Source organism: Pseudomonas sp. CFBP13508 (genome assembly GCF_005233515.1).
Lineage (GTDB): Bacteria > Pseudomonadota > Gammaproteobacteria > Pseudomonadales > Pseudomonadaceae > Aquipseudomonas > Aquipseudomonas mercuritolerans.
This window is the reverse complement of record NZ_QFZZ01000004.1, coordinates 461,552-473,428: the sequence shown is the minus strand read 5'-3', so window position 1 is coordinate 473,428 and position 11,877 is coordinate 461,552. Positions and strand designations below refer to the sequence as shown.

Annotated in this window: 10 protein-coding genes; 7 read left to right on the top strand and 3 right to left on the bottom strand. The window is 62.3% G+C overall.

The window, feature by feature from the left end; all coding sequences use genetic code 11:
- Positions 1–60 precede the first annotated feature (60 nt).
- Both PspCFBP13508_RS14385 and preA read left to right on the top strand, forming a co-directional pair.
- Positions 61–1,428 carry an NAD(P)-dependent oxidoreductase gene (locus PspCFBP13508_RS14385; protein ID WP_137214895.1) on the top strand — a complete coding sequence of 456 codons (1,368 nt, stop codon included), beginning with the start codon at positions 61–63 and terminating at the stop codon, positions 1,426–1,428.
- Positions 1,429–2,703, top strand: a complete 1,275-nt coding sequence (gene preA / locus PspCFBP13508_RS14380; RefSeq protein WP_071172797.1) for an NAD-dependent dihydropyrimidine dehydrogenase subunit PreA — start codon at positions 1,429–1,431, stop codon at positions 2,701–2,703.
- 242 nt (positions 2,704–2,945) lie between these two features.
- Here preA and PspCFBP13508_RS14375 read toward each other — a convergent pair whose 3' ends face one another.
- Both PspCFBP13508_RS14375 and PspCFBP13508_RS14370 read right to left on the bottom strand, forming a co-directional pair.
- Positions 2,946–3,566 carry a TetR/AcrR family transcriptional regulator gene (locus PspCFBP13508_RS14375; RefSeq protein WP_024013291.1) on the bottom strand — a complete coding sequence of 207 codons (621 nt, stop codon included), beginning with the start codon at positions 3,564–3,566 and terminating at the stop codon, positions 2,946–2,948.
- A 90-nt stretch (positions 3,567–3,656) separates the two neighbouring features.
- Positions 3,657–4,679, bottom strand: coding sequence for a hypothetical protein (locus PspCFBP13508_RS14370; protein WP_137214894.1), 1,023 nt, complete (start codon positions 4,677–4,679; stop codon positions 3,657–3,659).
- A 279-nt stretch (positions 4,680–4,958) separates the two neighbouring features.
- On the opposite strand from PspCFBP13508_RS14370, the gene PspCFBP13508_RS14365 reads away from it, so the two are divergent.
- Positions 4,959–5,240, top strand: a complete 282-nt coding sequence (locus PspCFBP13508_RS14365; RefSeq protein WP_137214893.1) for a hypothetical protein — start codon at positions 4,959–4,961, stop codon at positions 5,238–5,240.
- A 51-nt stretch (positions 5,241–5,291) separates the two neighbouring features.
- Here PspCFBP13508_RS14365 and PspCFBP13508_RS14360 read toward each other — a convergent pair whose 3' ends face one another.
- Positions 5,292–5,498: a hypothetical protein gene (locus tag PspCFBP13508_RS14360; RefSeq protein WP_016775135.1), complete on the bottom strand. Its 207-nt coding sequence runs from the start codon at positions 5,496–5,498 to the stop codon at positions 5,292–5,294.
- Positions 5,499–5,743: 245 nt separating this feature from the next.
- Between PspCFBP13508_RS14360 and PspCFBP13508_RS14355 the strand changes: the two genes are divergently transcribed.
- The 4 genes from PspCFBP13508_RS14355 (at position 5,744) to paoC (ending at position 11,540) form a co-directional block, all read left to right on the top strand.
- Positions 5,744–7,498: an L-lactate permease gene (locus PspCFBP13508_RS14355; RefSeq protein WP_137214892.1), complete on the top strand. Its 1,755-nt coding sequence runs from the start codon at positions 5,744–5,746 to the stop codon at positions 7,496–7,498.
- 270 nt (positions 7,499–7,768) lie between these two features.
- Positions 7,769–8,392 (top strand): aldehyde dehydrogenase iron-sulfur subunit PaoA, encoded by a 624-nt coding sequence (gene paoA / locus PspCFBP13508_RS14350; protein WP_016775137.1) that lies wholly within the window; start codon positions 7,769–7,771, stop codon positions 8,390–8,392.
- The gene (locus PspCFBP13508_RS14345; protein ID WP_137214891.1) at positions 8,389–9,345 is read left to right on the top strand and encodes a xanthine dehydrogenase family protein subunit M; all 957 of its coding nucleotides are present in this window, start codon (positions 8,389–8,391) and stop codon (positions 9,343–9,345) included. Before paoA ends, PspCFBP13508_RS14345 begins: the two co-directional genes overlap by 4 nt.
- Positions 9,342–11,540, top strand: a complete 2,199-nt coding sequence (gene paoC / locus PspCFBP13508_RS14340) for an aldehyde oxidoreductase molybdenum-binding subunit PaoC (RefSeq protein WP_137214890.1) — start codon at positions 9,342–9,344, stop codon at positions 11,538–11,540. The genes PspCFBP13508_RS14345 and paoC overlap by 4 nt, the downstream gene beginning before the upstream one ends.
- Positions 11,541–11,877: the final 337 nt, after the last annotated feature.

The window sequence follows — 11,877 nt, the reverse complement described above, 5'->3', positions numbered from 1 at the left end:
ACGCCATAAAACCACTGCCCACCAGAGGCAGCACCTCAATTAGCCATGAGGCCATAAACCGTGATCGAGACCCTGAACCACCTTCCCCATCCGCACGAAAGCGCGGCCGCCCTCGCCGGCCATTTCACTGATCTGGCGCCGCCGCTTAATTCACGGCAGGCGCATCTGGAAGCCTCGCGCTGCCTGTATTGCTACGACGCGCCTTGCGTCAATGCATGCCCCAGCGAAATCGATATCCCGTCGTTCATCCGCAATATCCATCAGGACAACGTCCAGGGCGCGGCGCAGAAAATCCTGTCGGCAAACATCCTCGGCGGCAGTTGCGCGCGGGTCTGTCCGACGGAAATCCTCTGCCAGCAGGCCTGCGTGCGCAACAACGCGCAGGAGTGCGCGCCGGTGCTGATTGGTCTGCTGCAACGCTATGCCGTGGACAACGCGCATTTCGCCCAGCACCCTTTCCTGCGCGCCCCGGCCACGGGCAAACGTATCGCCGTGGTCGGCGCCGGGCCGGCCGGGTTGTCCTGCGCCCATCGCAGCGCGATGCACGGGCATGACGTGGTGATTTTCGAAGCACGGGAAAAGGCCGGCGGGCTCAACGAGTACGGCATTGCCAAGTACAAACTGGTCGATGACTACGCGCAGAAGGAGCTGGACTTTCTCCTGCAGATTGGCGGGATAGAAATCCGCCACGGCCAGAAACTCGGTGCAAACCTCACCCTCAGCGAACTGCATCAGCAGTTCGACGCGGTATTCCTCGGCCTCGGCCTGAATGCCAGCAAGCAACTCGGTCTGGCCCACGAAGACGCGCCGGGCCTGCTCGCCGCCACCGATTACATCCGCGAACTGCGCCAGGCCGATGACCTCACGCAACTGCCCTTGGCTGAACGCTGCATCGTTCTCGGCGCCGGCAACACCGCGATCGACATGGCCGTGCAAATGGCCCGCCTCGGCGCGCACGATGTGAACCTGGTGTATCGCCGTGGTGCGGCAGACATGGGCGCCACCCATCATGAACAGGACATCGCCAAAGCCAATCAGGTGCGATTGCTGACCTGGGCACAGCCGGAGCAAGTGTTGCTCGATGATCAGGGCCGCGTGCGCGGCATGCGTTTCGCCCGCACCGATCTGGTTGAAGGCCGTCTGCAAACCACCGGAGAAACCTTTGAGCTGGCTGCCGATGCGATCTTCAAAGCGATCGGCCAGAGCTTCGATGACAGCACCCTCAGCGATCCGTTGGCGCGCGAGCTCAAACGTCAGGGCGAACGCATCGAGGTCGATGAACACCTGCGCACCAGCGTCCCCGGCGTGTATGCCGGCGGCGACTGCACCAGCCTCGGTCAGGACCTCACCGTGCAAGCAGTGCAGCACGGCAAACGCGCCGCCGAGGCGATCAACGCTCAACTGATGCTCAACGTGGAGGCTGCGTAAATGGCCGATCTCTCGATAGTCTTCGCCGGTATCAAAGCGCCCAACCCGTTCTGGCTGGCTTCCGCGCCACCCACCGACAAGGCCTACAACGTGGTACGCGCCTTCGAAGCGGGCTGGGGTGGCGTGGTCTGGAAAACCCTGGGTGAGGATCCGGCGGCGGTCAACGTTTCCTCGCGTTATTCGGCGCATTACGGCGCCAATCGCGAAGTGCTGGGCATCAACAACATCGAACTGATCACCGACCGCTCGCTGGAAATCAACCTGCGCGAAATCACCCAAGTGAAGAAGGATTGGCCGGATCGCGCGCTTATCGTGTCGCTGATGGTGCCGTGTGTCGAGGAGTCGTGGAAACACATCCTGCCGCTGGTCGAAGCCACCGGCGCCGACGGCATCGAACTCAACTTCGGCTGCCCCCACGGCATGCCCGAACGCGGCATGGGCGCAGCGGTCGGCCAGGTGCCGGAGTACGTCGAGCAGGTGACGCGCTGGTGCAAGACGTACTGCTCGCTGCCGGTGATCGTCAAACTCACCCCGAACATCACCGACATCCGCGTCGCTGCCCGGGCGGCGCATCGTGGTGGCGCCGATGCGGTGTCGCTGATCAACACGATCAACTCGATCACCAGCGTCGACCTGGACCACATGGTCGCCCTGCCCACCGTCGGCAGCAAAAGCACCCACGGCGGTTATTGCGGTTCGGCGGTCAAGCCGATTGCGCTGAACATGGTCGCGGAAATTGCCCGTGATCCGCAGACCCAGGGCTTGCCGATCTGCGGCATTGGCGGCATCGGCAGCTGGCGCGACGCCGCGGAGTTTATGGCGCTGGGCAGCGGCGCGGTGCAGGTGTGCACGGCGGCAATGCTGCATGGTTTCCGCATTGTCGAAGAGATGAAGGATGGCTTGTCGCGGTGGATGGACAGCCAGGGCTACGCCAATATCGCCGAATTTTCCGGGCGTGCGGTGGGCAACACCACCGACTGGAAATACCTCGATATCAACTACCAAGTGATCGCGAAGATCGACCAGGAGGCGTGCATTGGTTGCGGGCGTTGCCACATCGCTTGTGAGGACACCTCACACCAGGCGATCGGCAGTCTGAAACAGGCCGACGGCACGCATAAATATGAAGTGATCGATGAGGAGTGTGTGGGCTGCAATCTGTGCCAGATCACCTGCCCCGTGGCCGACTGCATCGAGATGGTACCGATGGACACGGGCAAGCCGTTTCTGGACTGGAATCATGATCCGCGCAATCCGTATCACGTTGCAGTCTGAAAAAGCCCCTCACCCTAGCCCTCTCCCAAAGGGAGAGGGGACTGATTGGGGGATGCTGACAAACTCCGCCGACCTGTAAGAGTTGTTGTGAATCCAGAATCGACCGGGGTTCACAGGCAGGACTGCTTTGCATCCATAATCGACACGGTCTTTCAGGTCGGTGTACCTCTCAATACACCTCGGTCGGCCCCCTCTCCCTCTGGGAGAGGGCTGGGGTGAGGGTAAGGCCTTGATGGTGCTCTTCAAGGCTCCAGCCCGATCCCGCGCAAAATCACACCCGTCACTGTCTGCACCGCCCGCTCGAACTGCATATCCGACAACGGCTGGTGATCATTCAGAATATTCACCTGATGATCAAAGTCGGCGTAATGCTGGGTCGACGCCCAGATCATGTACAGCAACCCCGACGGCTCCACCGGCAGGATCCGCTTGTCCTCGACCCACTGGCGAATCTTCGCTTCCTTCATCTTCGCCCAGTCATACAGGCTCGCATCCAGCGCCTCGCCCAGGGTCGGCGCGCCGTGGATGATCTCGTTGGCCCAGACTTTCGAGCCATAGGGCCGGCTGCGTGAGTGGTTCATCTTGGCGCGGATGTAACTGCTCAGCACCACGCGCGGGTCGTCGAACATCTCGAAGCACAGGGCGTCCTGCTTCCACACTTCCAGCAGATCGAACAGCACCGCGCTGTACAGCTCGCTCTTGGTGCTGAAGTAGTAATGCAGATTGGAACGCGGCAACTGCACTTCGGCAGCGATGTCCGCCATGGCGGTGCTGCCGAAGCCTTTTTCGGCGAAAACCTTTTCCGCCGCCAGCAGGATTTTCTCGACGTTACTGCGGCGAATTTCGATCTTGTGATTGCCCATGTGGGCTCCCTGACAACAGCGTTGCGCAAGACTAGCATCCGCTCTGATCCGGGCGCGACCGCCGCCAACAAAACTTCGCAGGTACAAGCGCTATGGCACAGCGCTCACACCGATAGGCGTTGGTTCACTCACGCCCAGATTACCTTCGACCTGCCCGGCCATGTGCAGTGTGCCGGCCATCACCCCCGTGGTCGGGTTCTGCAGCAGCTTCTGCCAGGCCTTGTCGAAGGTGTTGCCGAGGCTGCTGCGGATCAGCGCTTCGCTGTCGTGGCGGTCGTTGGCCTGGATGATGGCGCGTATGCCGGCCACGCCGACCGAAATCATCGCCCCGGCGAGTTTACCCGCCGCTGCCGCCACCGCACTGGCGGCGCCGCGCGGGGCCATTTCTGCCTCGATGCGTTGGCTGGCGCGCTTGGCCACCGGGGCCATGGCTGCTTCGGTGGAAGAGATGCCCTTGGCGCCGCCGTCGGTGTGGATCTTGTCGATCAGTGCGGCGTACGCCGGGAGGGTGTTGAGCGGCTCGGTGCTGATGACTTTGAACAGCGAAGCATCCCGCGCCGGCGGTGGGCCAAGGGCGATGGCCGGGATCTTCTGCAAGCGGCCGTTGAGCTGCGCAATCGGCACACCATGACGCTGGGCGATGAGCGGCATCTGCTGCGCCATCAATTGCGCGTAGAACGCCGTGGCCTGCGCCAGGATCGCATCCGGATCGATCTCCACGGCGACCGGCGCGAGGACTTTTTCCTGATATTGCTCAAGCAGATACGCCGCCAGCCGTTTCGCCGAAGCGTCCTGCTCGCCGCCGGCGCTGATCGTGTACCAACTGACCTTCATCGACAGCCATTCCTGGGTCCAGTAGCTGCTGAACCAGGGGATGAAATTTTCTTCAGTTTGCTGATAGACCCGAGTGCGCCAATGTTCCATCGAGCCACGGGCGAACAGCTTGACCTGCTCGGTGGCCTGTTGCGATGCGCTGAGTATCTCGCGGTCGATCTGCTGCCAGGTTTGCGCCGACACCACCACCGCTTGCGGCGCACTCACCGGTGCCCGGGCCGAGGTGGCGCAGCCGGCCAGCAAAAGCAGTGCGGCGACGACCAGCGCGCGTGGGTTCACGGTGGTGGTGTCCTTTGGCTTGGGGAGGTGCTGGTTTGAGTATAGGTGGGTCAGTCGATTTCGATGCTGAAGGTTCCGGCCTCATCGCGAGCAGGCTCGCTCCCACATTTGAATGCCTTGCACCTGTGGGAGTGAGCCTGCTCGCGAAGGCGCCAACAGCAGCACCACAAACCTCAACCATCACCGCCATCGATATCCACCATCGCCACGATTGCCTTCCGCCCTCCCTTGATGAAAGGCACGATTGACCCATCCGAAACACAACGAGGCGTTCACATCATGATCCACACCCAAGTCACCCTCGCCGTGAGTTTCCCGGTGTTCGGCAGCAACTACTACCAACAGCACGTCGTGCCGCGCAAGGCGCAGACGCTGGTGTTCAACAAGGATTTCGACGATCTGCTGATGCCCGCCGCCAGCAATCATTTCAGCAATGAAGTGGTCGGCCTCAACGATCAGTTCCGTTTTCTGAGCGACATACTCGCCACCCATTTGCTCGATCACGAGGCCTCGGTGCCTGCGCGACCCCGCGTCCAGGCGAACGCTCGTTTTTTCAGCTGAAGGCTGATGCACAGAGGGCGTTCCTTTGATGGGAACGCCCTCTTCATTCAATCAGTCATCATCGCGATCACGGTGATAACGACGGCCATCGCGGCGGTCGTCATCGCGGTCGTCCCAGCGCCGGTCATGGTCGTAATAGCGGCCATGGTCGCGGTCGTAGTGCCGGCCATGCCGGTGGTCATCATCAAAATCCGCAATACAGCCGCTCAGCAGTACGGCGGCGGTCACAGTGAGCAGCATCGTTGTCGCTTGCTTCATTCAACACTTCCCTAAAACCCAAGGTCTTGACGACGGAAATCGCCACGCTGCCCCGCGTCTTCGGGACGCAGTGCGCGCAGCCGCAGATACGACCGGGCAAAAGCGCGTTGATTCAGTGGCCACTATCGACCGTTTGTCGGCCCGTTCGCCACGGCCGAACGGCGGCGTAATGCCACCTATACTGCTTGCAACCAACCCCCATGCAATGGATCTGCACCCTCAATAACAACAAGCAGAGGTGGACCATGGTCTGGCAGCAAATCTACGACCCGTTCGGCAACCCGGTGCTCTCTACGCTGATGGCCGCAGTGCCGGTGGTGGTGATGCTCGCGGCGCTGGCGTTCTTTCACGTCAAGGCGCATCTGGCGGCGCTGTTGGCGCTGGCGTCCGCCCTACTGATCTCGATCTTCGCCTTCGACATGCCGGCGGGCATGGCCGGTTCGGCGGCGTTGTTCGGCGCGGCGAATGGCTTGCTGCCGATCGGCTGGATTGTGCTCAACATCATCTTTCTGCATCGCCTGACCACCGAAAACGGCTCGTTCAAAGTGCTGCAGGATTCCCTAGCGCGGATCACCGATGACCGACGTTTGCAGTTGCTGCTGATCGCCTTCTGCTTCGGCGCGTTCTTCGAAGGTGCGGCGGGGTTTGGCACGCCGGTGGCGGTGACCGGGGCGATCCTGATTGGCCTGGGTTTTTCGCCATTGGCCGCATCCGGCCTGGCGCTGATCGCCAACACCGCGCCCGTGGCTTTCGGTGCGCTGGGCACGCCGATCATCACCCTGGCCAAAGTCACCGGGCTGGACGAGATGGAGCTGTCGATGATGGTCGGGCGGCAGTTGCCGTTCTTCTCGCTGCTGGTGCCGTTCTGGCTGATCTGGGCGTTTGCCGGCTGGCGCAAGATGCTCGAAGTGTGGCCGGCGATTCTGGTGGCCGGGGTGAGTTTCGCCATCCCGCAATTTCTCGTGTCCAACTACCACGGGCCGATGCTGGTGGACGTCATCGCTGCGCTGATATCCATGGCCTGTCTGACGCTGTTCCTCAAGGTGTGGAAACCGGCGACCATCCACACCTCGGCAGCGCTGTCCGGGCGCGTCGACAACTCCAAAGTCGATGAAGAAACAGTCACCGCCAGCGCTGCGTTCAGCGATCAGGCGCGCCCGGCAGTGATGCGTGCGTGGATGCCGTGGATCATTCTCACGGTGTTCGTTTTTGCCTGGGGCACGCAGGGCTTCAAGAACATGTTCGACACGCGCCCGGTGATCGACCCGGTCACGCAATCGGCCAAGCTCGACCCGCAAGGCAAACCGGTGCGCGAGGCCAACCCGATCTTCGCCCCAGCGGTGACCTTCACCGGTCTGCACCTGCAAATAGAAAAAGTGCCGCCGGTTGTCGCAGCGCCGAAAGCCGAGGAAGCGATTTACAAGTTCACCTGGCTGACCGCGACCGGCAGCGGGATTTTGCTGGCGGCGATCGTCGGCGGTCTGCTGATGGGTTATTCGATCCCGCAACTGATCAAGCAGTACCTGCGCACGTTGTGGGTGGTGCGATTTTCGTTGATCACCATTGCGGCGATGCTCGCGCTGGGCTTCCTCACCCGCTATTCGGGGCTGGATGCGACCATGGGCCTGGCGTTCGCGGCGACGGGGATTTTCTATCCGATGTTCGGCACTTTGCTCGGTTGGCTGGGAGTTGCGCTGACCGGTTCCGACACCGCTTCGAACGTGCTGTTCGGCGGCTTGCAACGGGTGACCTCGGAACAACTGGGTATCAGCCCGGTGCTGATGGCGGCAGCGAACAGTTCCGGTGGCGTGATGGGCAAGATGGTCGATGCGCAGTCGATCGTCGTTGCCTCGACCGCAACCCGTTGGTACGGGCATGAAGGCGAGATCCTGCGTTACGTGTTCTTCCACTCGATCGTGCTGGCGATCCTGGTCGGCGGGCTGGTGACGTTGCAAGCGTACGTCGCACCGTTTACCTCGATGGTGGTGGGTGGGCCATAACTGAAAAACACAACTCCACTGTGGGAGCGAGCCTGCTCGCGAAGAGGTCGGCAGATCCAGCAGCGGCTGGGTCTGACCCGACGCTTTCGCGAGCAGGCTCGCTCCCACAGGTCAATTGATGAGCTGCGCACATAACTCTTAGGCGCAAATCCGACAAAACCTTTTCCCTCCTGCTGCGGTCACTCCTTTTACGAGACTGGCATGCATGCCGGCGCGCCCGTTTGGGCCTTTTGCAATCCTGCCGCCCGATGAGAGAAAAGGAATCGAACCATGCCGATTTCCCGACGCAATTTCATGATCCTCGGCGCCGTAACCGCGACGGCGTTCGCCATGCCCCCCTTTATCAGCCTCAAGGCCTACGCGGCCAGTCTGGAGCAACCGGCCATGAGTAAAGTTACCCTGCAAGTCAACGGTAAACCGCAAACCCTCGAAGTAGACACCCGCACTACCCTGCTCGACGCCCTGCGCGAACACCTGCACCTGACCGGCACCAAGAAAGGCTGCGACCACGGCCAGTGCGGCGCTTGCACGGTGATCGCCGACGGTCGGCGGATCAACTCCTGCCTGACCCTCGCGGTGATGCACGACGGCAGTGAGGTGACCACCATCGAAGGCCTCGGCATGCCGGACAAGCTGCACCCGATGCAGGCCGCGTTCATCAAGCACGACGGTTACCAGTGCGGCTATTGCACCCCTGGGCAGATCTGCTCGGCGGTCGCGGTGCTCAAGGAAATCCGCGACGGCATTCCCAGCCACGTCAGCCCGAGCCTGACCGAGCCGCCGAAGCTGATCGCCGCCGAACTGCAAGAGCGCATGAGCGGCAATATCTGCCGCTGCGGCGCGTACTCGAACATCATCGAAGCCATCACTGAAGTCGCGGAGGTGCCGGCATGAGAGCCTTCAATTACAGCCGCGCCGACTCGCCTGCCGCAGCCGCTTCCCAGGCTGCGCAAGTCGAAGGCGCCAAGTTCATCGCCGGCGGCACCAACCTGCTCGACCTGATGAAACTCGACATCGAAACCCCGGTGCACCTGATCGATATCAACCACCTCGGCCTGGACCAGATCGAAGCAACACCCGAAGGCGGACTGCGCATCGGCGCGCTGGTGCGCAACACTGATCTGGCCGCCGACGCGCGCGTGCGCAAGGACTACGCCCTGCTCTCCCGCGCCTTGCTCGCCGGGGCTTCCGGGCAGCTGCGCAATATGGCGACCACCGCCGGCAACCTGCTGCAACGCACCCGCTGCCCGTACTTCTATGACACCCACCAGGCCTGCAACAAGCGCAACCCCGGCAGCGGTTGCGCGGCGATCGGCGGGGTCACCCGGCAGTTGGGGATCATCGGCGTCAGCGACGCTTGTATTGCAACCCACCCGAGCGACATGGCCATTGCCATGCGCGCACTCGATGCGCAGATCGAAACGGTCAAGCCTGACGGCAGCACGCGCAGCATTCCCATGGCCGATTTCCATCAATTGCCGGGCAACACGCCGAACATCGAAACCAGCCTCACGCCCGGTGAATTCATCACCGCCGTGACCCTGCCTGCGCCAGTTGGCGGCACGCACATTTATCACAAGGTGCGGGATCGCTCGTCTTACGCGTTTGCCCTGGTCTCGGTCGGTTTGATCCTGCAAAAGGACGGTACCGGCCGCGTGGCCGTCGGCGGTATCGCGCCGAAACCGTGGCGGGTCGAAGCCGCTGAAGCGCTGTTGCCCAAGGGCGCCAAAGCGGTCAGCGAACGCCTGCTCGAAGGCGCGACACCCACCGATGACAACCAATTCAAACTGACACTGGTCGAGCGCACGCTGGCTTCGGTGTTGGCGCAAGCGAGGGAAACCGCATGAAATTCGACACGCCCGCCACCACCAATCCCATCGACCGCCTGAAAGTCGTCGGCCAGCCCACCGAGCGCATCGAAGGCCCGTTGAAAACCAGCGGCCAGGCCACTTACGCCTACGAGCAACATGAAGCGGCGGCCAATCAGGCCTACGGTTTCATGGTCGACTCGGCGATCGCCAAAGGGCGGATCAAAGCCATTCATCTCGACGAAGCCAAAGCCGCGCCCGGCGTACTCGCAATCGTCACTGCCGAGAATGCCGGCAAGCTCGACAAAGGCGATTACAACGCCGCACATCTGCTCGCCGGTCCCGAAGTGCAGCACTACCAGCAAGCCGTTGCATTGGTGGTTGCCGAAACCTTCGAACAGGCCCGCGCCGCCGCGCAACTGGTCAGGGTCGATTACGAGACCAGCGAAGGCAAGTTCGATCTGGCCAGCGTCAAAGACCTCGGCGTCGAGCCGAAAGACGAGCTGCCGGACGTCAATCACGGCGACTTCGACAAGGCCTTCACCGCCGCGCCGGTGCAGTTCGATCAAACCTACACCACGCCAGACCAGTCCCACGCGATGATGGAACCGCACGCCACACTGGCCGCGTGGAAAGGCGATCAGCTGACCGTGTGGACCTCGAACCAGATGGTCGCCTGGAGTGTCGGTGACGTCGCGAAAACCCTCGGCCTGCCGAAGGAAAAAGTCCGTTTGGTCTCGCCGTACATCGGCGGTGGTTTCGGCGGCAAGCTGTTCATCCGCGCCGACGTGATCCTCGCCGCTCTCGGCGCGCGCATGGCGGGGCGGCCGGTGAAAGTCGCCCTCGCCCGCCCGCAAATGGCCAACAACACCACCCATCGCCCAGCAACCATCCAACGCATCCGCATGGGCGCAACGGCGGACGGCAAGCTGACCGCCATCGCCCATGAAGGCTGGTCGGGCAACCTCGCCGACGGCAAGGTCGAACTGGCCGCGCAACCGAGCCAGTTGCTCTACGCCGCAGAAAACCGCCGCGTCAGCATGCGCCTCGCCCCGCTCGACCTGCCTGAAGGCAATGCCATGCGTGCGCCGGGTGAAGCACCGGGGCTAATGGTGCTGGAAATCGCCATGGACGAAATGGCCGAACAACTGAAGATGGACCCGGTGCTGTTCCGCATCGCTAACGACACTCAAGTCGACCCGGTGAAAACCGAGCGGCCGTTCTCCCAACGCCAACTGGTCAAATGCCTGCAGATCGGCGCGGAGAAATTCGGCTGGGATCAGCGCAAGGCGCAACCGGGCACCCGTCGTGAAGGCCGCTGGCTGATCGGCATGGGCGTGGCGGCGGCGTTTCGCAACAACCTGCTGGTCAAGTCCGGCGCCCGCGTGCGTCTGGAGCGTGATGGCAAGGTCGTTGTTGAAACGGACATGACCGATATCGGCACCGGCAGCTACACGATCATCGCGCAGACCGCTGCCGAGATGATGGGCGTTGGTCTCGATGATGTGGTGGTGCGTCTGGGTGATTCGGACTTCCCGGTGTCGGCCGGTTCCGGTGGCCAGTTCGGCGGCAACTGCTCGACCGCTGGGGTCTACGCTGCGTGCGTGAAATTGCGCGAAGCGGTGGCAGCCAAGCTCGGGCTGGCCGCGGATCAGGCGGAGTTTGCCGATGGACAGGTGCGGGTCGGCAGCAAGAGCTTGCCGCTGCGCAATGCGGCTGAAGGCGGCGCACTGGTCGGCGAGGACAGCATCGAGTTCGGTGATCTGGCCGAGAAATATCAGCAATCGACCTTCGGCGCGCACTTCGTCGAAGTCGCCGTCGATGCCGCCACTGGCGAGGTTCGCGTACGGCGCATGCTCGCGGTGTGCGCTGCGGGACGGATCCTCAACCCGACGTCGGCGCGCAGTCAGGTCATCGGCGCGATGACCATGGGCGTCGGCGCGGCATTGATGGAAGAGCTGGCGGTGGACAAGCGCCTGGGCTTCTTCGTCAACCATGACCTGGCCGGATACGAGGTGCCGGTGCACGCCGACATTCCGCATCAGGAAGTGATCTTCCTCGAAGAAACCGACCCGATTTCATCACCGATGAAGGCCAAGGGCGTGGGTGAATTGGGGATTTGCGGCGTTAGTGCGGCGGTGGCGAATGCGATCTACAACGCCACCGGCGCGAGGGTGCGCGAGTATCCGATTACGCTGGACAAGATTCTGGATTCATTGCCGGAGATGATCTGAAGCGAAAAGCCCCTCATCGGAACGCCGCCCGCCTAGCCCTCTCCCAAAGGGACAGGGGACCGATCCGGGTATATTCAGGATGTGCAGCGACGTGAAAGTCTTTCTGTGTATCCATAATCGCAACGGCAAGTTCAGGTCGATGCACATCGCAAGACACCCCGGTCGGCTCCCACTCCCCCGGGAGACGCCTGGGGTGAGCCGCATGCTGTTAGCGCACCTGCATGGGGTGCTAGGGGTCGAGTGGATTCACCACCACGCTTGCAGAATGCCGAACGTCTCCAGCATCCCCCAATCGGCTCCCTCTCCCTCGGGAGAGGGCTGGGGTGAGGGGCGCGGT